General features: G+C 72.9%; 21 protein-coding genes. 10 read left to right on the top strand and 11 right to left on the bottom strand.

Annotated features, from left to right (window positions below):
* Positions 1–45: 45 nt before the first annotated feature.
* A complete protein-coding gene (locus OG764_RS04115) occupies positions 46–813 on the bottom strand; it encodes a GntR family transcriptional regulator (RefSeq protein ID WP_328966998.1) in 768 nt (255 codons plus the stop codon).
* Between the two features lie 222 nt (positions 814–1035).
* On the bottom strand, positions 1036–3276 hold the full coding sequence (locus OG764_RS04110) for a sulfatase-like hydrolase/transferase (protein ID WP_328966997.1): 2241 nt from the start codon (positions 3274–3276) through the stop codon (positions 1036–1038).
* A 200-nt stretch (positions 3277–3476) separates the two neighbouring features.
* On the opposite strand from OG764_RS04110, the gene OG764_RS04105 reads away from it, so the two are divergent.
* A complete protein-coding gene (locus OG764_RS04105; protein WP_328966996.1) occupies positions 3477–4544 on the top strand; it encodes an LLM class flavin-dependent oxidoreductase in 1068 nt (355 codons plus the stop codon).
* On the opposite strand, the gene OG764_RS04100 is transcribed toward OG764_RS04105, so the two are convergent.
* Together OG764_RS04100 and OG764_RS04095 are read right to left on the bottom strand one after the other, a co-directional pair.
* Entirely contained in the window at positions 4537–5895 is a 1359-nt protein-coding gene (locus OG764_RS04100; RefSeq protein WP_328966995.1) for an MFS transporter, read from the bottom strand. The two genes, OG764_RS04105 and OG764_RS04100, sit on opposite strands and share 8 nt — an antisense overlap.
* Entirely contained in the window at positions 5876–6511 is a 636-nt protein-coding gene (locus OG764_RS04095) for a mycothiol-dependent nitroreductase Rv2466c family protein (RefSeq protein ID WP_328966994.1), read from the bottom strand. Before OG764_RS04095 ends, OG764_RS04100 begins: the two co-directional genes overlap by 20 nt.
* A 39-nt stretch (positions 6512–6550) precedes the next feature.
* Between OG764_RS04095 and OG764_RS04090 the strand changes: the two genes are divergently transcribed.
* Positions 6551–7051 (top strand): MarR family winged helix-turn-helix transcriptional regulator, encoded by a 501-nt coding sequence (locus tag OG764_RS04090; protein WP_328966993.1) that lies wholly within the window; start codon positions 6551–6553, stop codon positions 7049–7051.
* A gap of 41 nt (positions 7052–7092) precedes the next feature.
* On the opposite strand, the gene OG764_RS04085 is transcribed toward OG764_RS04090, so the two are convergent.
* Complete coding sequence (locus tag OG764_RS04085; protein ID WP_328966992.1) at positions 7093–7926, bottom strand: class II glutamine amidotransferase; 834 nt, start codon at positions 7924–7926, stop codon at positions 7093–7095.
* Positions 7927–8231: 305 nt separating this feature from the next.
* Positions 8232–8387, bottom strand: a complete 156-nt coding sequence (locus tag OG764_RS04080; RefSeq protein WP_328966991.1) for a DUF6131 family protein — start codon at positions 8385–8387, stop codon at positions 8232–8234.
* 448 nt (positions 8388–8835) lie between these two features.
* Here OG764_RS04080 and OG764_RS04075 point away from each other — a divergent pair, with 448 nt between their 5' ends.
* The 6 genes from OG764_RS04075 (at position 8836) to OG764_RS04050 (ending at position 14049) form a co-directional block, all read left to right on the top strand.
* The gene (locus OG764_RS04075) at positions 8836–9006 is read left to right on the top strand and encodes a CsbD family protein (RefSeq protein WP_328966990.1); all 171 of its coding nucleotides are present in this window, start codon (positions 8836–8838) and stop codon (positions 9004–9006) included.
* A 175-nt stretch (positions 9007–9181) separates the two neighbouring features.
* The gene (locus tag OG764_RS04070; RefSeq protein ID WP_328966989.1) at positions 9182–9394 is read left to right on the top strand and encodes a hypothetical protein; all 213 of its coding nucleotides are present in this window, start codon (positions 9182–9184) and stop codon (positions 9392–9394) included.
* Between the two features lie 159 nt (positions 9395–9553).
* Positions 9554–10666, top strand: a complete 1113-nt coding sequence (locus OG764_RS04065) for a carboxylate-amine ligase (RefSeq protein WP_328966988.1) — start codon at positions 9554–9556, stop codon at positions 10664–10666.
* A 1073-nt stretch (positions 10667–11739) separates the two neighbouring features.
* Positions 11740–12210 (top strand): MarR family winged helix-turn-helix transcriptional regulator, encoded by a 471-nt coding sequence (locus OG764_RS04060; RefSeq protein WP_328966987.1) that lies wholly within the window; start codon positions 11740–11742, stop codon positions 12208–12210.
* A gap of 47 nt (positions 12211–12257) precedes the next feature.
* On the top strand, positions 12258–12947 hold the full coding sequence (locus OG764_RS04055) for a M15 family metallopeptidase (RefSeq protein WP_328966986.1): 690 nt from the start codon (positions 12258–12260) through the stop codon (positions 12945–12947).
* 91 nt (positions 12948–13038) lie between these two features.
* Positions 13039–14049 carry a glutathione S-transferase family protein gene (locus tag OG764_RS04050; protein ID WP_443055847.1) on the top strand — a complete coding sequence of 337 codons (1011 nt, stop codon included), beginning with the start codon at positions 13039–13041 and terminating at the stop codon, positions 14047–14049.
* A 54-nt stretch (positions 14050–14103) separates the two neighbouring features.
* On the opposite strand, the gene OG764_RS04045 is transcribed toward OG764_RS04050, so the two are convergent.
* The 3 genes from OG764_RS04045 to OG764_RS04035 all read right to left on the bottom strand — a co-directional run bounded on the left by OG764_RS04045 (position 14104) and on the right by OG764_RS04035 (position 16713).
* The gene (locus tag OG764_RS04045; protein WP_443056179.1) at positions 14104–14763 is read right to left on the bottom strand and encodes a nucleoside/nucleotide kinase family protein; all 660 of its coding nucleotides are present in this window, start codon (positions 14761–14763) and stop codon (positions 14104–14106) included.
* Between the two features lie 85 nt (positions 14764–14848).
* On the bottom strand, positions 14849–15661 hold the full coding sequence (locus tag OG764_RS04040; RefSeq protein ID WP_328966984.1) for an ABC transporter permease: 813 nt from the start codon (positions 15659–15661) through the stop codon (positions 14849–14851).
* Positions 15658–16713, bottom strand: coding sequence for an ATP-binding cassette domain-containing protein (locus OG764_RS04035; RefSeq protein ID WP_328966983.1), 1056 nt, complete (start codon positions 16711–16713; stop codon positions 15658–15660). Before OG764_RS04035 ends, OG764_RS04040 begins: the two co-directional genes overlap by 4 nt.
* Positions 16714–16955: 242 nt before the next feature.
* Between OG764_RS04035 and OG764_RS04030 the strand changes: the two genes are divergently transcribed.
* On the top strand, positions 16956–17513 hold the full coding sequence (locus tag OG764_RS04030; protein WP_443055846.1) for a DinB family protein: 558 nt from the start codon (positions 16956–16958) through the stop codon (positions 17511–17513).
* A 129-nt stretch (positions 17514–17642) separates the two neighbouring features.
* Here the strand turns inward: OG764_RS04030 and OG764_RS04025 are convergent, their stop codons facing one another.
* Entirely contained in the window at positions 17643–18077 is a 435-nt protein-coding gene (locus OG764_RS04025) for a VOC family protein (RefSeq protein WP_328966981.1), read from the bottom strand.
* A 160-nt stretch (positions 18078–18237) separates the two neighbouring features.
* Here OG764_RS04025 and OG764_RS04020 point away from each other — a divergent pair, with 160 nt between their 5' ends.
* Entirely contained in the window at positions 18238–18618 is a 381-nt protein-coding gene (locus tag OG764_RS04020) for a nuclear transport factor 2 family protein (RefSeq protein ID WP_328966980.1), read from the top strand.
* Positions 18619–18669: 51 nt separating this feature from the next.
* Here OG764_RS04020 and OG764_RS04015 read toward each other — a convergent pair whose 3' ends face one another.
* Positions 18670–20103, bottom strand: coding sequence for an ROK family transcriptional regulator (locus OG764_RS04015; RefSeq protein ID WP_328966979.1), 1434 nt, complete (start codon positions 20101–20103; stop codon positions 18670–18672).
* Positions 20104–20187 lie beyond the last annotated feature (84 nt).

Raw genomic sequence — 20187 nt, 5'->3', positions numbered from 1 at the left:
GGAGCCCGGGGACTCAGGGGCCCGGGGACTCAGGGACCCCGGGACTCAGAGGGAGCGGTGCAGCACACCGCTCATCGTGATGCGGTCGCCTCGGAACCGGATGAATTCCAGGTCCACCGGCCGGCCGTCGGGCAGCCGGGTCAGCCGTTCCAGCATCAGTACGGCGGCCCCGCGGGGGGCCTCGAGCACGGCGGCGGAGTGCGCGTCGGCGTTGACGGCCTCCAGCGTGATCTCGGCATGGCCCAGAGGGCCACCGGTCAGTGACTCCAGGAGCCGGAACAGGTCCGTGTTCTCCAGGTCGCAGCCGAGAAGTTCGCCGCCCACGTCCATGGGCAGGTAGGACAGGTCGAGGGACAGGGGCAGACCGCCCAGGCGGCGCAGCCGCTCGATACAGAGCACATCGGTGTGCTCGGGCAGGCCGAGCCGGTGGGCGACCGGGCCCGGGGCGGTGACGGGTCCGACGGTACGGACCTCGTTCGTCACCCGGCCGTGCTCGTGCAGCGTTTCCGCCAGGCCCTGGAGGCGGTTCAGGCCGTGCGGGTACTTCTCGCACACCACCACGGTGCCGACGCCGGGCTGCCGGTCGATGAGCTGCTCGCCGCGCAGCAGGTCCAGTGCCTGCCGGACGGTGTTGCGGCTGGTCCGGTAGTCGGCGGCGATGGCGTTCTCCAGAGGGAGGACGCCGCCGGGGAAGCCGCCGGCCAGGATCTGGTGGCGCAGCAGGTCGGCGAGCTGCCGGGCCTGGTCCGCACGCAGCCGTCGGCGGCGCGCGGCGGCGACCGGTCGGGCGGCGGGGGCGGGTTCGGCTGGCATGGAAGGGAACGTACCGGCAGAGCGGTCCCGGTGGTGTTGCCACAGTATTGCGCCACCCACACGTCCCCGTTCACCGCTCTGACCTGCGGCTTCGCGGGTTGAGTGGCGAGATCCGCCACTGCGGCGCCCACATGCTGGACGACGAGGCGGCCATGAACGGCCCCCAGTCCCCAGCCCCCCGGCCCCCCGCCCCCGGCCCCCGGCCCGCGTGCCGGACGGTGCTCAGCTCACCGTGACGTGGGCCAGGGCCCAGGAGGTGTGGTCGAAGGACGTGCGGTTGTTGGCGTCCTCGACCACGAGCCGCAGGACACGCACCCCGCGGACGTCCAGGTCGACGCGGACCGGGCCGGTGGCCGCGGTGAGCGTGGGCGTGGTCAGCAGCAGGCGGTCGTCGCCGTAGACCTTGGCGCGGGTGGCACCCGCGCTGCTCTGCTTGGCGGAGAAGTCGTCGATGCCGACCAGAGAAGTGAACCGGACGGCGGCGCCGCCGAGGTGGTAGGCGATGTCGCTGGGCGCGTGGACCCCCAGGCCCTTGGGGTACGTCGTACCGCCGAAGGAGATCGGCGGGCCGTCGCCGGCGGCGTTCTTGCCGTTGGAGGCGTCGCGCTCCGCCGGTCCCCAGCCGTTGGCGGCGCTGATCCAGGTGAGGTCGGAGAGGTACGAGTCGCGGACGGGAGCGGCCGGCGGGGTCGGGAGGGTGGCCGTCGCCGGGTAGCGGACCGGCCCGGACGGCGTCTCGGCGGCGCCTTCCGCGGTCAGGGCCCACGTGGTGGCCGGGGCGGTGTGCGCGGGCGGGGTCACCTGCCAGGAGGTGGTGAGGCGACCGCCGGCGGCGAGCTGGTCCGCCGTGGCCGGGGAGGCGGGGGCCACGGTCCAGCCGGTGGGGGCGCGCAGGGCGAGCGAGGCGTTGGTCCAGGCCCGCGCGGAGCCGTTGTCCAGCGTGGCGGTCACGGTGAACGCCTCACCGGGGACGGCGAGCCCGGGCAGCGTGAGCCGCGTGCCGAACGGTGTGCGGGGATAGGCGTCCTGCCAGGAGGAGCGCATCAGCGCCACGAGTTCGCCGGCCTTGGACGCGTGCTTGTCGACGACGTTGCGCGTCTCGCCGGGATCGGTGGCCAAGTCGTACAGCTCCACCTGCCACTTGTCGTCGGGGAGGCCGTGGTCCCGCTCGGGGGCGAAGCGGACGGCCTTCCAGTTGTCCCGGCGGACCGCCTCGGCCAGCCACGTGGCGCGCTTGTTGTCCTGCGCGTTGGCCCGGCTGGTGACGCCCCACTCGTCGCGGAACCAGTACAGGTGTCCGTGGCGCGCCGAGTCGGCGCTGCCTGCGAGCAGCGGAGCGGCGGACAGGCCGTCCACATCGGTGGGGGAGGGGGCGCCGCCGAGCTCGGCCAGGGTGGGAAGCACGTCGGTGAGCGGCGTCGGGCGGTCGCTGGTGCCCTGCCTGACGCGGCCGGGGCCCCAGGCGATCAGCGGGACCCGTACCCCGCCCTCGTAGAGGTTGCGCTTGTAGCCGCGCAGCGGGCCGTTCGCGTCGAACAGGTCGGGGTTGACCCCTCCCTCCTCGTGGGGGCCGTTGTCGCTGGTGACGAGGACGACGGTGTCCTGCTCCAGCCCGCGGGCGCGGAGCCTGTCGACCACCTTGCCGACCAGTGCGTCGAAGTAGCTCACCTGGGCCGCGTGGCCCTTGTTCGCGGCCGTCCAGCCGGTGCCGGCGTACGCGCTGGTGTCGGGGACGTCGCTGGGTGCGTGCGGCACGTTCGGGGTGAGCAGCAGCAGGAACGGTTCGTCGGCGTGGGCGTCAATGAACTCCAGGGCGTGCTGCTCCAGCAGGTCCGGGGCGTAGACGGCCTTCGCGCCGCCGGCGTTGGCCGGGATGGGCTCCTTGGCGTCGTTGTGCCACAGGTACTCGGGGTAGTACTCGTGGGCGTGGCCGTGGGTGATGTAGCCGTGGAACTCCTCGAACCCACGGGCGGCCGGATGGCTGTCCTGACCGGCCGTCTCCGGTCCGAAGCCCCACTTGCCGATCACTGCGGTCCGGTAGCCGCGGGCCCGGAGCACCTGGGCGAAGGTGGTGTCGGCGGCGGTGAGTGAACCCTGGCCTCCGGACGAGGGGTTGGCGCGCACCGTGGCGTGGCCGGTGTGCAGTCCGGTCAGCAGGGAGCAACGGGAGGGTGCGCACACGGCGGCGGTGGAGTACGCGTCGGTGAAGCGCAGTCCCTCGGCGGCGAGCCGGTCCAGGCGGGGCGTGGTGATCAGCTTCTGTCCGTAGGCGCCGAGTTCACCGTAGCCGAGGTCGTCGGCGAGGACGACGACGAAGTTCGGCGGCCGGCCGACCTGGCCGTCCCCCGCCTCCGGGACCGCCACCGCGGCCGCCGCCCGCTCCGACCCGGTGACGGTGGCGGTGGCGGTGGTCAGACCGAGCACGGCGGTCGAACCGGCCAGGAAGGTACGGCGGCTGGACATGGGTGTCTGCTCCTTTGGAGGCGGCTGCGGGGGTTCAGCCGATCATCGGCAGGCGAACCGCACCCGGACCATGCACAGGGCATGAAGAACATGTGACGGCGCTCATGAGCGCGCGCCGGCCTGTGCCGCGGACGCCGTGCTGCGCCGGTACCTGCCATGCTGGGCAGGGTCGATTCGATCCTCACACCTCGGAGGTTTTGATGCGTGCAGGTGTCGTCGTGGCCGCGCAGCCCGGTGTGGAGGAACTCGCGGTGCGGGCCGAGGAGTTGGGCTTGGACAGCTTCTGGGTCAATGACACCCCGATGGTCCACGGCGACCCCTTCGTCGCCTTGAGCCTGTGCGCGAAGGCCACCAGCCGCATCAGGCTCGGCATCGGCGTGACCTCACCGGCGCTGCGCTCGGCCCCGGCCGCCGCGAGCGGGCTCGCCAGCCTCAACGCCCTGGCACCGGGCCGGATCATCTGCGGAGTCGGCACCGGAAACACCGCCCGGCGCGCCCTGGGCATGCGGCCGACCACGGCGGCCCGGCTCGAGGACTTCACCGTCGCACTGCAGGACCTGTGCGCGGGGCGTTCGTCCGAGTACCGCGAAGGTGACCGGGTCCGCGACATCCGGTTCCTGCACGCCGGGGCGCACGTGAACACCGCCGACCCGATCGAGTTCGTCGTGGCCGCGCTGCTCGGGCCCAAGGCCGCCGCCGTCGCCGGCCGCCTCGGCACCGGCCTCATCTCCTTCGGCCTGCTGGACCCCACCGCCTGGCGCGCGCTGCACGACACCCGCCGACGCGCCGCCCAGGACACGCCCCGCGATCCCGACTCCCGCACGGACTCCTACGTGGTCACCGCGCTCCACCTCCTCGACGGGAACGAGGACCCCCACGGCGACGCGGCCCGGGACGCGACGGGCCACCTCGTCCTGTCGCTGCTGGCCTTCGCCGCCGACACGGCCGCCGACACACCCGCCGTCGCCGAGCAACTCGGTCCCGAGGAACGCGAGGCGGTGCGGCGGCTCCTCGACCGGCGCGGCACCACCGCCACCGCCCCGGACCGGCACACCAAGCTCTACCCCAACTACCTCGGACGCATCGCACCGCAGGACCGGGACCTGGTGCTGCCCTCGCTGATGAACGCCCTGGCCCTGGTCGGCACCCGCGACGACCTCCTCGCACGCATCACCACCCTGGAACGGGCCGGCGTCGACGAACTCCTCATCCAGCCGGTGGTCGACCCGCCCACCGAGATGGCCCTGCTCGCGAAACTCCTCACCTGAGCCGGCCCGCCGGCCGCAGGCGGGCGTTGACGGCGTGGGCGGGCAGGTGCCGTTCGGCGTGGAGCAGGATCGCGGCGCCGGTGAGGACCAGGAAGGCCAGGACCGCCCACAGGTGCCACGGCCCGGCGTCGAGCAGGAAGCCGAGCAGTACGGGCGCGAGGGTTCGGCAGAGCGACCAGGACAGCTGGTAGACGGACAGGTACCGGCCGCGGAGGTGGTCGGGGGCGGCCTGGACCGACAGGCCCTGCGAGGGTGCGGAGTGGATGAGCTCGCCGGCGGTGTACAGCACCGCGGCGGCCAGTACGGCGGCGACGGCGCCGGCGCCGCCGTCGAGGTGCGGCAGGGTCGCGAACGCGGCGAAGGAGAGAGCGAAGACCAGTGCGCCGAACGCCGCCGTACGGGTGCGCCTGCCGCGCAGGGTCAGGCGGGTGGCGGGCACCCCGAGGGCCGCGACCAGCACCGTGTTCACCGCGAACACCGCCCCGGCCAGGGCGTCGGGCACGCCGACGTCGCGGGTGAGGAAGACCGGCAGGGCGATGGCCTGGGTGGTGTAACCGAAGGCGATCAGGAAGTTGGCGGCCGTGACGAGGAGGTAGGGCCGGTCGGCGAGCACCTGCCGGTACCCGCCCCGCGTCCCCACCGGCTGCCCGGCAGTGCCGGCGCGGACCGCCGGGATCCGCGCCACCAGCAGCGCGGCGCTCGCGAAGAGCACGGCGAGTGCGACGGCGGCGCTGACGAAACCGTCGCTGCCGTTCACCGCCAGCAGGCCCGCCGCCGCCAGGCTGCCCACCCCCATGCCGGCATTGCGCAGGCTGCGGTCCCACGCCAACAGCCGGTCGCGTTCCGCGCCTTGGGAGAGCTCGCCGATGAGCGCGTGCTGGCTCGGCGAGGAGGCCCACATCCCCACCGCGACCACCAAGGCGATCAGCAGGAAGCCGGGGTAGGAGCCGACGAACGGGTACGCGGCGAAACCGGCCGCCCGGATCGCGAGCACGCCGATGAGGACCCGCCGGCCGCCGAACCGGTCGATGAGGGCGCCCGCGGCCGGCATGAAGACCAGCGCGCAGAGCCCGGCGACCGTCAGGCCCGCGCCGATCGACGTCAGCGACAGGCCGGTCAGCGCGTGCACGAACAGCAGGGTGAGGGGCACGTAGATGCCGTCGCCGACGGAACCGACCAGACTCGCGCCGATGAGCCGCCGGCGGATGCGGACGCCCGGCTTGCCGGTGCCCGTACCGGTACCCGTGCCCGTACCGATGCCTGGAAGGGCGCCTGGATCGGGGCCGGTGCCGGGGTCCGGCCCGGTGCCCCTGTCGCCGCCCGTGCCGGGTTCAGCGGAGGTCGAGCGCACCGCGGCCCCGCTTCAGCTCGGCGAACGCACCCATGCCGGCCAGCGTCCGGGTGGCCTGGAACAGCCGGATCGCATCCTCGCCCCGCGGGACGGAGGTGAGGACGGGTCCGAAGAAGCCGGCGCCGTCGACGGTGACGACGGGCGTCCCGACCTCCTCGCCGACCGCGTCCTGTCCGCCTTGGTGGCTGGCGCGCAGGGCGGCATCGAACGCGTCGGTGTGCGCGGCCCCGGCCAGGGACGCGGGCAGCCCCACTTCCTCCAGGGCCCCGGCTATGACGGCGTCGTGGTCCTTGTTCCGCTCCACGTGCAGGCGGCTGCCGAGCGCGGTGTAGAGGTCGCGCAGGACCGCGTTGCCGTGGCGGGCCTCGGCGGCCGCGCACACCCGGGCGGGTCCCCAGGCGCGGTCGTTGAACTCCCGGTACCAGGGCTCCAGTTCGCGGTGCTCGTTGAGTACGGACAGGCTCATGACGCGAAAGCGCAGGTCGATCGGCTGGAGCCGCTCGACTTCGAGCAGCCAGCGGGAGGTGACCCAGACGAAGGGGCAGGTGGGGTCGAAGTAGCAGACGACCGGCAACGGGGCCTGGTCCCGGGCCTGGAGGGCAAGGATATCTTCCATGGAAGACATATATCATCCGCGGAAGATATAGTGGAAGCCATGCAGGCCGACGCGATCACCGCCATCGTTGAACAGTGGAAGCACGAGCGCCCTGACCTGGACGCGACACCGATGCTCGTCATCGGCCGGCTCTTCCGGCTCACGGACGCGCTCGACCAGCGACTGCGCCCGCCCTTCGGCGACGCGGGCCTCGGCAGCGGCGACTTCGACGTACTCGCGGCGCTCCGGCGGGCGGGCGATCCGTACGCGCTGTCCGCGGGCGAGCTCAGCCGTACCGTCCTCGTCACCACCGGCGCGATCACCAAGCGCGTCGACCGGCTCGAAGCCCGTGGCCTGGTCGGCCGGTCCGTCACCGAGGCCGATTCGCGCGGACGCCTCATCACCCTCACCGCCGAGGGCGTCGCCCTGACCGACCGGCTCATCGCCGTGCACCTCGACAACCAGGCCCGGCTGCTCGCCGGGCTCAGCGAGGACGAGCGGGCGCAGCTGGCCGGTCTGCTCGGTCGCCTCGCGTCCACACTGGCCGCGGACGGCGGGTGAGCCGTCCGGCAGCCGGTCGGCGGTCCTTCGCGGCCGTCGGCCTACGGTTCCGGGATGAAGGGCAGATAGTCCTGGAGGCCGGAAGGGATCACCGTGTAACTGGCCTCGGGGAGTTCGTTCCACACGCCGTGCAGGTCTCCCAGCGGCTCGGAGACCACGATGCGGGATTCGTCGGAGATCTCGCGGAGGTAGTCGAGGTCCGGGTGGAGGCGGCGGACGGCCCCGGGCCGGGTGCTGTAGAAGAGCGACCGCGACGCGCCTCCGCTGGAGTAGCGGAAGGCCCACAGCCGTACGCCGTCGCTGACCGCCACCGTCATCTGGAGCGGTTCCGGAACGCCGTGCTCCTTGCCGAGCCGCTCCACGAGCCCCGTCATCCTGGCCACGGCGCCCGGTACGTCCTGGTCCAGCCCGAAGGTGACCGCCAGGTAGAACATCACCTCGGAGTCGGTGGACCCTTCGATGTACGGGAAGAGGGCCGGGTCCACGGCCAGGCAGAGGTCCCGCTGGAGCCGGTTGAAGTCCGCGATGGCCCCGTTGTGCATCCACAGCCACCGGCCGTGCCGGAACGGGTGGCAGTTGGTCTGCTGCACGGCCGAGCCCGTCGAGGCGCGCACGTGCGCGAAGAACAGCGGCGAGCGTACGTGCGCGGCCAGCTCGCGCAGGTTGCGGTTGTTCCAGGCCGGCGCGATGTCCCGGAAGATCGCCGGGGTGCCGTCCCCGTCCCCGCTGTACCAGCCGATGCCGAAGCCGTCGCCGTTGGTCGTTTCGACGCCCATCCGGGCATGGAGGCTCTGGTTGATGAGTGAATGCTCGGGACGGTAGAGCAGGGCGTCGAGCAGCAGGGGCGATCCCGAGTAGGCGAGCCAGCGACACATGCGCACCATCTCCTTGCGGCTTGATCCGAGCCTAACCCCGTGATCGTCGCGCTTCGCGCGGGCCGCGGCCGTGCACGCCGCGCGGGGGCGGCCGAGGTCGTCGGACGGACGGCCGCGGCCGAGGCGCGTAAGGGCCCGCGCAGATCCCGGACGAACCGTGTGAACGGCGTCCGGGATCTGCGCGGGCTGGTGTCTGCGCGGGGTGCGTCGGCAGGCTGCGCCGGTCGGGCTCAGGCCGCGTGGGCGGCTACGCCGACCTGCCGGCCGGCGGCGGCGGGTCTTCGTGTCTCACCGGCAAGTGCCTCTCACCAGTAATGGCGCCGCCCTCCGACCGCGTGACCGACGGAGCCGAGGATCCACAAGACTGCGCCGATGACGAGAAGGATGATTCCGATGGTCCAGAGGATCGAAATTCCGAGGGCCCAGCCGAGGATCAGCAGGATGATTCCGAGTGCGATCATGTCTTTTTCTCCGTTCTCGTACCGCGCGTCTGCCCCGATTCGGCGCGGGAATGCGCGGGAATCGTCGGCCTGCGCGGGCCCTGTCCCGGGCGTGCTGCCGTCGGCACCCGTTCCCCCGGCTGCCTCCGCGCGGTCAGGCGGTGGTGCCCGTACGGACCGGGGACGCCCGGGCGAGCGCCTCGGCGAGCTGGTCGCGGGTCATGGTGGAGCGGCCGGGGAGTTTCGCCGCGGAGGCCTTCGCGTAGAGCTCGGCCTTGGTCGGCGTCCGGAGGTCGTCCTTCGCGCGGGAACCGGGACGCCGGCGTGCCGTTCCGCGCTGTGGTTACGCGCGGAACAACGGGGCAGGCGCGGCTGTGGAGGGGCGGCCGGTACGGCGCGCGGCGCCGGGAGCCGGTCGGACCCGCCGGAATTCTGTCCTCGTCACTACGAGCGGAACGGAGGCCACGACATGGCCGGCAAGGGCGGTATGGACAAGGCAAAGGGCAAGGCCAAGGAAGCCGTCGGCAAGGCCACCGACGACCATCGGCTGACCGCCGAAGGCAAGATGGACCAGGCCAAGGGCAACGCCAAGCAGGCGATGGCGGAGATCGACGAATCGCTGAAGCGGCGCAAGGCCTGACCCCGCGACGCTCCCGCGGTTCCCGCCCGATCCCGCGGAGCCGGCGCGCCGGGCCGTGCCAGTACGGCGCGGCCCGGCGCGGCGCGCCCGCGTCGGCGTCCACATCGGCTTCCGCCCCGCGCACCCGACGGCTTCTGCTTTCACACTCGGCTTCTGCTCCACAAGGGAGAACAGAATGAACGCCGGATCAGGCCCTTCCACCGCACAACTCGCCGACGAGGCGCGGGCCGCTCTCCAGGAGGTGACCGATCCCTCCGCCCGGGCGACCGTGCTCTGCGCGCTCGCGGCCATCACCGAGCTCCAGGCCCTTTCGCGCTGCACGCAAGGCATCGAGGCCCGGCTGAAACAGCTCAACCGGTACCTCGGTGCCATGGCCAACAAGCCTTAGCGGCCCCCTTCCGCACCCGCCCGGAGAGCCGCGGGCCGGCCGGTCCGGGAAGGCCGTGGCCGCGCAGCGGCCCGTACCCGGTCCCGGAAGACGTGGCGCCGTGAGGAATCACGGGGGCCCGGCCGGGTAGGCGCCGGGCGGCACGTGTGAGGAGGTCCGATGGACGTACTGACCGTGGGGGTGGAGGAGGAATACCACCTCGTCGACCGGGAGAGCCGGGCGCCGGTGAACCGAGGCCCGCAGGTCATCGCCGCGATCGCGGACGAGCTCGGCGAGCAGGTGCAGCGCGAGTTCTACAACGCGCAGGTCGAGGTCTGCACGCGGCCGACCGCGGACCGCGAGGACCTGCGGAGGCAGCTGCTCCGGCTACGGCGGACGGTGACGGAGGCGGCGGACCGGGCCGGCTGCCTGACGGCCGCTTCCGGCACCCCCGTGATCCCTCCCTCCGATCCCCTGACGGTCACCGACACCGACCGGTACCGCCGGATGGCCTGCCGGTACGCCGCGCTGGTCGGCCCGCACGGCCTCGTCTGCGGCTGCCATGTGCACGTCGGCGCGCTGGAGCGGGGCCGGGCCCTGGCGCTCGCGAACCACATCCGACCGTGGCTGCCCGTGATCCAGTCGATCACCGCCAACTCGCCGTTCGTGTGCGGCCGGGACACCGGCCGCGCGAGCTGGCGCTCGGTCTCCTTCGCCTGCTGGCCCACCGTCGGACCGCCACCGCTGCTCGACGACGAGCGCCAGTACCTCGCGTACGTGGACGGGCTGGTCGGCGCCGGAATCCTGCTCGACCGGCGGATGCTGTACTGGCACGCCCGGCCCTCCGAGCACGTGCCGACCCTGGAGATCCGGGTCTCCGACGTCAACGCCGACCTCGACACCGTCGTGCTGACCGCCGTACTCGTACGAGGCCTCGCCGGAGCCCTGCTCGCCGAGGCGGACGCGGGCGCGCCGCCGCCGCGGCCTTCGACGGCCAGGCTGCTCAGAGCGCACGAGCTGGCCGCGACGTACGGGCTCGACGGGCCCGGCCTCGACCCGGTGAGCGGGCGCGAACGGCACGCGGCCCATCTCGTCGAACGGCTTCTGGAACGGGCGGCGCCCGGGCTGGCGGCGGCCGGGGACCGGGACGCCGCGCACACCCTGTGGGACGAGCTGCGCCGACGGGGCACCGGCGCGCGTCGCCAGCGTGCGGTCCACGCGGCCACGGGCAGTCTGGCCGCCGTCGTCGACAGCCTGATCGTGGCCCCGGCGGCGCGGCCGTTGTCCGTCTGAGCGGGGCAGGGCGGGGTAGGCGCCGATGAGGGGGCAAGGTCGGGTCCGGGACCGGATCAGGGACAGGGCCAGACAAGCAGGTGCCAAGGACGAGCGGGGCCAGGAAGGGATGAGCCATGAACGACCAAGGCGGAGCCGGAGGCGTACCACTGCACGGCCACGGCCACGGCCACGATGAGGGCCACGGCGACGACGCCGAGCGTCGCGCCCCACACGTCAGGCCGCGCGCCTCCCGTGCGGCCGGTGAACCCGGAGGTACGCGAGCCGCGGACACGGACGAAGCCAGCCGTCTCGACCGGCCGGTCGAACGTCCGGCGGAGCGGTCGGCCGAATCCGATGAGCAGGGCGAACAGGCGACCCGGTGGAAGGGACCGGCCGAATACAAGGCGAACGAATGAGCACGGGCAGGACGGGCGCGGGCCGCACGGGAGCGGTCCGGCGCGCAGCAGACAGGCACTGTCACCGCACGACGGGAACCTCCATGACGCACATGCACCTGAACGCACCCATGGCATCGACCCCCGGGACCCCTGATCCTCCGCATACGCCGCGGCCGGTCCCGACGCCCGTTCCCCGGCCCGATCCCGTACCCGGGCCGGAGCCGGTGCCCCGGCCCGCGCCGCCCCGCACGCCGCGGCCGCCGGACGAGTTCCGACGGCCCGCAGCGGACATGGGCACCCCTCCCAACGACCCCGTACCGCCCAGTCCCACTCCGCCGCCCGGTCCGGGGCCCGGCCCCCAGCCCGGACCGGTACCGGGGCCGGTGCCCGCTCCGGGACCCGACCCGGTGCCGCCGGCGCCCCCGCAGCCCGAACCCGATCCTCAGCCCTCACCGCCGCCGGGACCGGATCCGCACCCGCAGCCGGGGCCGCTGCCCGGGCCCGTACCGGCCCCCGAGCCGGTGACCTGAGCGAGCGGGGCGAGCAGGGCAAGCACGCCGAGCACGGCATCGCCGAGTGCCCTTGACCTCAAGCGCACTTGAGTTCCTACGGTCGATCTCGAACCGCTCAACGGCCAATCCGTTCATCGCTTGTCCGTTTGTCCGCTCGTCGACCGACCGAAAGGGACCGGCCATGTCCTCGGCTTTCTCGTACACCCACAGCGACACGGAACTCGTCCAGCAGCCCATCGGGTACTGGAGCTGGGCCGCGTGCAAGGCCACCGTCGACCGCACCCGCGCCGCGCTCGCCGACATCGGGACCACCCAGCCGCAGTGGTGGGTGCTCGCCCAGGCAGCCCGCGCCGACACGCCCAAGCCGCGGGCCGAGGTGTCGCGCATCCTCCGGAACTACCTCGACACCGGGCGTGAGGCGCTGGAGGAGGAGATCGACACGACCGTCGCCCGGGGCTGGATCACCGAGGACGAGACCGGCCTCCTGCACCTCACCGCGGAGGGCACGCGCTTCTACGAGAAGGCCGCCGCGGTCCAGACGGACCTGTGGGCGGAACGGCACGAGGGGATCTCGGACGAGGAGTACCTGACCACCGTCAAGGTCCTCCAGCGCTTCATCCACAACACGGGCGGCAAGGCCTGGCACCACTGACGGGCGCTCGTGGTGCCGGGCGGCGCGGGCGGATCTACGGTGGACGGGTGCGCTACCGCTTCGCAGCCGTGGCCCTGACCCTGACGGCCGCGGTCTGCGTGTACGTGCCGCCCAGCGGCGTGCCGGAGGCAGCAGCACCGAGGTCCCTGGCGGTGGCCGGGGACCCGGTGGTGGAACTCGCCGCCCGCGTGTCGGCCGTCCCGGCCGCGAAACTGGGGGCCAGCCACCGGCCCGGCTGTCCCGTGCCGCCCGGGCTGCTCAGACTGGTCCGGATGAACCACTGGGGCTTCGACGGCAAGATCCACCAGGGGGAGCTGATCGCCCACCGCGACGCGGTCGACCCCCTGATCCACGTCTTCGGGAAGGCCTTCGAGGCCCGGTTCCCGATCCGCCGGATGCGCGTCACGGCCGAGTACGACGGCAGCGACCACAGGTCCATGGCCGACGACAACACGTCCGCCTTCAACTGCCGCCCGGTCACGGGCGACGAGCGCCGCGTCTCCCGGCACTCCTGGGGCGACGCGGTGGACATCAACCCCGTCGAGAACCCGTACGTCGACAGCAACGGCACGTGCCACCCTCCGCACGGGCGGGCCCACCTCGACCGCGACCGGGGCGCCCCCGGAATGATCCGCCCCGGCGACGCCGTGACCAGGGCCTTCGAGGAGGTCGGCTGGCAGTGGGGCGCCCGCTGGTCCGATCCGGACTACCAGCACTTCTCCGCGAACGGCGACTGACGGCCGCCGGCTCCGACGGTGCCTCGAGCGCTGGTTGCCCCAGCGCCCCAGAGCGGTGGATCCCGCGGACGATTGCGGGTAGGCGCGCGTCGTGAGCTACGTGAGCGCAGGCAAGGGGTACACCCGCGACAGCCGGTACATCACCACACGGATCACCGCCGACGGGAGTGACGACCACCGCGTGGAGCCGGGACGCTACCGCCTGGTGGTCAGCCGGGCCTGTCCGTGGGCGAGCCGGGCGGTGATCGTACGGCGCCTCCTCGGGCTGGAGGAGGCCCTGCCGATGGCCGTCGCGGGGCCCGTGCACGACGAACGCAGCTGGACCTTCGACCTCGACCCCGGCGGACGCGACCCGGTGCTCGGGATCGAGCGGCTCCGGGACGCCTACCTCGCGCGCGACCCCGGCTACGACCGGGGGATCACGGTGCCGGCGATCGTGGACGTCGCGAGCGGGCAGGTCGTGACCAACGACTTCCCGCGGATCACACTGGACATGTCACTGGAATGGACGCGGTACCACCGCCCCGGGGCGCCCGCGCTGTACCCGACCGCCTTGCGGCCGCAGATCGACGCCGTGAACGACAGGGTCTACCGGGACGTCAACAACGCCGTCTACGAGGCCGGATTCGCCGGCAGCCAGGAGGCGTACGAGGACGCGTACGCGCGGCTGTTCGCCGCCCTCGACTGGCTCTCCGCCCGCCTCGAACGGTCCCGCTACCTGGTCGGCGACACCCTCACCGAGGCGGACGTACGCCTGTTCACCACGCTCGTACGCTTCGACGCCGTCTACCACGGCCACTTCAAGTGCAACCGGCAGAAGCTCACCGAGATGCCGGTGCTCTGGGCGTACGCGCGGGACCTCTTCCAGACGCCCGGCTTCGGCGACACCGTCGACTTCGCGCACGTCAAACGGCACTACTACGTCGTGCACGACGACATCAACCCCACCGGGATCGTGCCGGACGGCCCCGACCCGACCGGCTGGCTCGCGCCGCACGGCCGGGCCGCCCTGGGCGGCCGCCCCTTCGGCGCCGACGGCACCCCGCCCGGGCCGGTCGGCCGCGGCGAAGCGGTTCCTCCCGGCCACAACCCGCTGTCCTGAGCTCGCGCTTGCGGAACCCGCGGTACGGCCGCGGGGCGCGCGGCGCGCCGGGGGTCAGCCGGGGTCGAGGACGAGATCGGCGCGGTCGCGGCCGCGGGCGACGAGGCGGGCGTTGGGCTCGTCCGACCGGGCCACCCAGGCGCGTGCGTACGCCGGGTCCTTGCCGTGGCGCACGTGTCGTTCGACGAGCCGGCCCACGCGCAGGCCCTCGTCCGGCGCGAGGTACCAGGCCTCGTCCAGGAGCGGCCGTACCGGCGCCCACTCCGCCGCGTCGTGCAGCAGGTAGTTCCCTTCGGTGATCACCAGCGGTACCGACGGGGCGACGGGAATGCTGCCGGCGATCGGCTCCTCCAGGGACCGGTCGAAGGCGGGCGCGTACACCGTGGTCCCGGGCCGTTCGTTCGCTCCGTCCGGCCGCGCCGGGCCTCGCGGTGCTGCCGGTCCGTCCGGCCCGCCCGTTGCGCGCAGCCGGCGCAGCAGTGCTGCGTACCCGGCCGCGTCGAAGGTGTCCGGGGCTCCCTTGCGGTCGGCGCGTCCCAGCCGGGACAGCTCTGCTTGGGCGAGGTGGAAGCCGTCCATCGGGACCACCACGGCCCGCTCCGGCCCGAGCGCGTCGGCGATCCGCGCGGCCAGTGTCGACTTTCCGGCCCCGGGCGGCCCGGCGATGCCGAGGATCTGCCGGGGGCCGCGGGCGGCCAGCGCGCCCGCTCTCATGATCAGTTCCGTCGCCTGCACGTGCGTATCCTGCCCGAGGCCGCTTCCCGTCGGGTAGGGAGCCGTCGGCGGCGTTCCGCCGCTCTCAGCGCCCGCGCGTGCGGTAGGCGCGCATCGCCAACGGCATGAAGACCGCCGCGATGCCCGCCGCCCACAGCAGGGACCACATGATCGGCCCGCTCACCGGGTTGCCGAGCAGCAGGCCGCGGAAGGCGTCCGACAGGTGGGTCACCGGGTTGACCTCGACCCACGCCTGGAGCCAGCCGGGCATGGTGCTGACCTCCGCGAACGCGCTGCTGGTGAAGGTGATCGGGAAGATCACCGTGAAGGCGTAGACCTGCACCTTCTCGGCGTCCCCGGCCACCATGCCTATGAGCACCGCCGTCCACGACACGGCGGCCGCGAACACCAGGAGCAGGAGCGCCGCCGCCGCGAAGCCCGCCGGGCCGCCGGTGACCTCGAAGCCCAGCAGCATGCCCAGCGCGACCATCAGGATCATGGCCCACAGCTGCTTGGCCAGGTCCGCGGCGATGCGTCCGAAGAGCGGCGCCGAACGGGCGATGGGCAGGCTCCGCAGGCGGTCGAACACGCCCTTCGTGAGGTCGGTGTTCAACGACATGGCGGTGTACATGCTCATGAAGAGCGTGTTCTGCACGATGATCCCGGCGAGCGCGTACTGCAGGTACTCGCGGGGCGAGCCCGCCATCTGCCCGCCGAAGACGTAGGTGAACAGGAACACGAACATGATCGGCGTGATGCTGTAGTCGACCAGTTCCAAGGGGTTGTGCTTCACCGAGACCAGGCTGCGCCACGCCATGGTCGCGGTCTGCCGCAGGGCCGCCAGGGGGCGCACCCGGCCGCCGTGGCTCATGCTGCCGGTGACCGTCGTGGCCGTCATGACGGGCTCCCCGCGTTCACGTGCTGGTCGTCGGCTGCCGCGCCGGTCCCGGCGCCGCTCTCCCGCCCCCTGGGCGCGTCCCCGTCCGCGCCTCCGTCCCCGTCGGTGGTCGGGGCGGCGGGCTCCGCACGGTGGCCGGTCAGCACCATGAACACCTCGTCGAGGGACGAGCGCCGCAGCGTGAGTTCGCCGACCTCGATGCCCACCTGGTCCAGCCTGCGCACGATGCTCGGCATGAGCGCCGCGTCGTTGACGGGAGCGATGATCCCCTCGCCCTCGATCTTGGCCTGGGGCCCCGCTTCCTCGGCGACCAGTGCGTGCGCCGCCGCGAGATCGGCCGTGCGGGTCGGCCGCAGCTCCAGTACCTGGCCCCCGACCTGCGACTTCAGCTGGTCCGGCGTGCCGTCGGCGATCACCGTGCCCTTGTCGATCACCACGATGTTGTCGGCGAGCCGGTCCGCCTCGTCCAGGTACTGCGTGGTCAGCAGGGTGGTCATGCCTTCCGAGACCAGGGCGCGCAGCATGTCCCACACCTCGCCGCGACTGTGCGGGTCGAGGCCGGTGGTCGGCTCGTCGAGGAAGAGGACCTGGGGGCGGCCGACCAGGCTGGCCGCGAGGTCCAGGCGCCGCCTCATGCCTCCCGAGTACGCCTTGGCGGCGCGGCCCGCCGCGTCGGTCAGGTGGAAGCGGTCGAGGAGTTCGGCCGCCCGGGCCCGTGCTTCCGCACGCGGCAGGCCGAGCAGCCTGCCGATCATCAGCAGGTTCTCCGTGCCGGTCAGGTTCTCGTCGACGGCCGCGTACTGACCCGTGAGCCCGATCAGCGACCTGACCAGCCCCGACTCGCGTACGACGTCGTAACCGCCGACCTCCGCCCGCCCTTCGTCCGGCCGCAGGAGCGTGGCGAAGATGCGCACCGCGGTCGTCTTGCCGGCGCCGTTGGGACCCAGCAGGCCGCAGACGGTGCCCGCCGGGACCTGGAGATCCACCCCGGCCAGCGCGCGGGTCTCCTTGTACCGCTTTGCCAGACCCTCGGCCTGGATCGCGTGCGCCATGAGATCGCCTCGATTCCACGCGGGAAGCGCAGTGAGTCCTCGGTCCTCGTCCGTCGGCCATTTCAGCGTTATGGCCTTTTCAACTGTGCCCCACGCCACTGACAGTCCGCCTGCCGGCGAGGACCGTGCCGCAGGCGGCACCGCCCGGAGCGACGGAACGTGACGGGGGAGCCCCGGTCCGGCGTCACCGCGGACGGAAATGGGGTGGCGCGCCCCGATCCGCGCAAGCGATCATGCGACGCATGATCGAGCACCCCGAGCGGTGGACCCAGGCGACCGTGTACGCCGACATGTGGGCCGACCCGGACGAAGACCCCCGCAACAACGAGGACACTCCCGAGGGGGAGCTCGCGACGCTGCAGGACTTCCTGACGAACTACCGCAAGACCCTGCGGATGAAATGTGACGGCCTGGACCCGGAGCAACTGGCCCGCCGGTCGGTTCCCCCGTCGACGATGTCGCTGCTCGGCCTGATCCGGCACCTGGCCGAGGTGGAACGGGACTGGCGCAACTGGATCGTCGAGGGCGACCCGCTCCCGAAGCTGTACGGCAAGCGCGACGCGGACTTCCACGGAGCCGTCGCCGAGCAGAGCGTGGTCGACTCCGCGTACGCCGACCTGGAACGCGAACAGGCCGAGACCGACGCCGCACTGGCCGAGCACCCCGACCTGGCCGAGCGCGTGGGCAAGGACGGCATCGCCATCCGCGAGCTCATGGTCCACCGCGTCGAGGAATACGCCCGCCACTGCGGCCACGCGGACCTGCTGCGCGAGTGCGTCGACGGCCGGGTCGGCCAATGACGCCCCACGCCCGGCGCCCGCGCGCGACGCCGGCCGCCTGACCCCGGGCCGCGCCACGCCCCTGCCCGCGCAACGTGTGCGGGCCGGGGCGCAGGATCGGTCACGCGGAGGCGGCAGCCACAGCACCGGTCACGCGGCGGCGGCAGCCACGCAGAACTCGTTGCCCTCCGGGTCCGCCATCACCACGTGGTGCCCGTCGAACTCGTCGAGGACGCGCCCGCCCGCCCGCACCAGCCGCTCGGCCTCGGCCCTGATCCGTGCCCACCGTTCGTCGGCGCTGCCGTGCCCCGGCACGCGGATGTCGATGTGGAGCCGGTTCTTCGCCGTCTTCGGCTCCGGGACCTTGAGGATGCACAACCGCGGTCCGACACCGTCGGGATCGCAAAGCCATGCGCCGTCGTCCTCGGTGTCGTCCTCCGGCAGATCGAACTGCGCGAGCCACTCCTCGCGCGTGGCGAAGGGAGCGGGCGGCGGCTCGTCGACGTATCCGAGGGCCGTCTTCCAGAAGACGGCGAGGGTCTGTGCGTCCGCACCATCGAGCGTGAGATCGATCCTGGCTGCCATGGACGGACCGTACCGCCCGCCTCTGACAGACGGGTTCGCGTGCTGCCGTGTCGGTGAGACGTGTACGGGGTGCGTGTCGGTGCGTGCATGGCGCCGTACCCCGTCGCCTGCCCGCTGCACTCGCCGTGCCGGATCCGGTGCGTGGATCTACGGTGGTCCCATGAGTGATCTTGAGCGGAACAAGGCCACGGCCGAGGCGTTCTACGACCTGATGTTCAACCAGTGCCGGCCCGCCGAGGCGATCGAGAAGTACGCCGGCGACACCTACATCCAGCACAATCCGCACGTCGCCGACGGCAAGCAGGCGTTCATCGACTACTTCGAGCGCATGGCCGCCGAGTACCCGGGCAAGCGCGTCGAGTTCAAGCGGGCCGTGGCCGACGGCGAGCACGTCGTCCTGCACTGCCACCAGACCTGGCCCGACGAGGAGTACGCGGGTATCGACATCTTCCGCTTCGACGGCCGCGGCAAGATCGTCGAGCACTGGGACGTCCTTCAGGTCATCCCGCCCACGTCGCAGAACGACAACACCATGTTCTGACCGAACCGGGGGGCGCCCGGGCCCGGCCGTGGGCTCCCGACCCGTCCGGCCTCAGGTCGCCGCCCCGCCTCCGCGTACCTCCAACGCGGTGCGCCAGCCCGGGGGTTCGGCGATCGGCTCGGGGGTGGCGCGGCGGCCGCCCGTCGCGAAGAAGGCGGACAGGGGCAGCGTGGCCGCGCCCACCGTGACCGCGTCCGGGCCGAGTGAGCCGAGGCCGATGGTCACCCGGTCGGCCGGGTGCCGCAGGGAGTACCGCGTCGCGTGTTCGCGCACCGACGGGAGGAGGTGGGGGCCCAGCATCAGGCCCGCCCAGCCGCCGATCAGGATCCGCTCCGGCCGGAACAGGTTGATCAGGTCCGAGAGCCCCGCACCCAGGTACTCCGCGGTCTCCTCCAGGACCGCCAGAGCGACCTCGTCCCCGCGCTCGGCTGCCGCCAGCAGCCCCGAAAGGGCCTCCTCCTCGTCCACCGGCTCCAGCGGGCCCGGCGCGTGCATCGACTGCGTTGCCTCCGCCGACGCACTCGACCGCGCCGACGCCTTCGACCGCGCCGAGTCCCCAGCCCCGGCCGAGCCCGTGCCGCCCGCCGGGCCCCCGGCCCCCACGCCCCCCGCCCCACCCCGTTCCGCCCACCGTGCCAGCAGGGATTCCGCCCCCGTGTACGCCTCCAGGCAGCCCAGCGCGCCGCACCGGCAGCGGCGGCCGCGTACGGAGACGGTGAGGTGGCCCCACTCCAGGGGGGTGCCCTCGGTCGCGCCGCCGTCCGGGGAGCCGTCGGTGACCAGGCTCGCGCCGACGCCCGACCCGAAGAGCACGACGACCGCCTCTCGGGCACCGCGGCCCGCGCCGAACCACATCTCCGCCTGGCCGAGCGTGCGGGCGCCGTTGTCGATGATGTACGGGACCTCCTCGGGCAGCGCCTTGGTCGCACGGAGCAGCTGCTCCAGCGGGACCGCGTCCCAGCCGATGGTCTGGCCGTGCACGACGGCTCCGCCCGGTGCCTCGCGGTCCACGATGCCCGGTACGCCGACGCCCACGCCGAGCAGCCGTTCCGTCCCCACCCCCGCCTCGGCGAGGACCGCGGCGATGCCGTCCTTGACGTGGTCGACGATCGGGCCGACGTCGTAGCAGCCGCGCGGCAGCAACGGCAGCTCGGTGCGGGCGAGTTCGGTGAGGGTCAGGTCGAACAGCTCGACCCTGACCCGGGTTTCGCCCACGTCCACGCCGATCATGTGGGCGCTGCCCGGCGCGACGCGCAGCAGGGTGCGGGGCCGGCCGCCGTCCGAGTCGACGACGCCGGCCTCCTCCAGGAGCCCGTCCGCGACGAGCTCGCCGACGACGTTGCTGACGGATCCGGAGCTCAGCCCGGTGGCGGGTCCCAGTTCCTGGCGGCTCAACGGACCGCCGAAATACAGCTGTTGGAGCACGGCGCTCCGGTTGCCCCGTCGCAGGTCCCGCACCGTTCGTCCGCTACGCCCCGTGGTCATCCGGTCCCTTCCGTCGTGACTTCGTCCGCAACATACCCCTGCGGGACCTCTTGACGCGACCCTTTCGCGAGGCTTAACTCACGT

It is taken from the genome of Streptomyces sp. NBC_00239 (genome assembly GCF_036194065.1).
Lineage (GTDB): Bacteria > Actinomycetota > Actinomycetes > Streptomycetales > Streptomycetaceae > Streptomyces.
Note: the sequence above shows the minus strand (reverse complement) of the source record. Positions and strands in the feature narration are given on the sequence as shown.

Bases quoted from the DNA above. Each gene is read 5' to 3' on its own strand.
- OG764_RS04020 (WP_328966980.1), top strand. From the start codon at position 18,238: ATGAGTGATCTTGAGCGGAACAAGGCCACGGCCGAGGCGTTCTACGAC.
- OG764_RS04090 (WP_328966993.1), top strand. From the start codon at position 6,551: ATGCAGGCCGACGCGATCACCGCCATCGTTGAACAGTGGAAGCACGAG.
- OG764_RS04015 (WP_328966979.1), bottom strand. From the start codon at position 20,103: ATGACCACGGGGCGTAGCGGACGAACGGTGCGGGACCTGCGACGGGGC.
- OG764_RS04075 (WP_328966990.1), top strand. From the start codon at position 8,836: ATGGCCGGCAAGGGCGGTATGGACAAGGCAAAGGGCAAGGCCAAGGAA.
- OG764_RS04105 (WP_328966996.1), top strand. From the start codon at position 3,477: ATGCGTGCAGGTGTCGTCGTGGCCGCGCAGCCCGGTGTGGAGGAACTC.
- OG764_RS04025 (WP_328966981.1), bottom strand. From the start codon at position 18,077: ATGGCAGCCAGGATCGATCTCACGCTCGATGGTGCGGACGCACAGACC.
- OG764_RS04065 (WP_328966988.1), top strand. From the start codon at position 9,554: ATGGACGTACTGACCGTGGGGGTGGAGGAGGAATACCACCTCGTCGAC.
- OG764_RS04060 (WP_328966987.1), top strand. From the start codon at position 11,740: ATGTCCTCGGCTTTCTCGTACACCCACAGCGACACGGAACTCGTCCAG.
- OG764_RS04115 (WP_328966998.1), bottom strand. From the start codon at position 813: ATGCCAGCCGAACCCGCCCCCGCCGCCCGACCGGTCGCCGCCGCGCGC.
- OG764_RS04070 (WP_328966989.1), top strand. From the start codon at position 9,182: ATGAACGCCGGATCAGGCCCTTCCACCGCACAACTCGCCGACGAGGCG.
- OG764_RS04080 (WP_328966991.1), bottom strand. From the start codon at position 8,387: ATGATCGCACTCGGAATCATCCTGCTGATCCTCGGCTGGGCCCTCGGA.
- OG764_RS04085 (WP_328966992.1), bottom strand. From the start codon at position 7,926: ATGTGTCGCTGGCTCGCCTACTCGGGATCGCCCCTGCTGCTCGACGCC.
- OG764_RS04045 (WP_443056179.1), bottom strand. From the start codon at position 14,763: ATGAGAGCGGGCGCGCTGGCCGCCCGCGGCCCCCGGCAGATCCTCGGC.
- OG764_RS04030 (WP_443055846.1), top strand. From the start codon at position 16,956: ATGATCGAGCACCCCGAGCGGTGGACCCAGGCGACCGTGTACGCCGAC.
- OG764_RS04040 (WP_328966984.1), bottom strand. From the start codon at position 15,661: ATGACGGCCACGACGGTCACCGGCAGCATGAGCCACGGCGGCCGGGTG.
- OG764_RS04035 (WP_328966983.1), bottom strand. From the start codon at position 16,713: ATGGCGCACGCGATCCAGGCCGAGGGTCTGGCAAAGCGGTACAAGGAG.
- OG764_RS04095 (WP_328966994.1), bottom strand. From the start codon at position 6,511: ATGGAAGATATCCTTGCCCTCCAGGCCCGGGACCAGGCCCCGTTGCCG.
- OG764_RS04110 (WP_328966997.1), bottom strand. From the start codon at position 3,276: ATGTCCAGCCGCCGTACCTTCCTGGCCGGTTCGACCGCCGTGCTCGGT.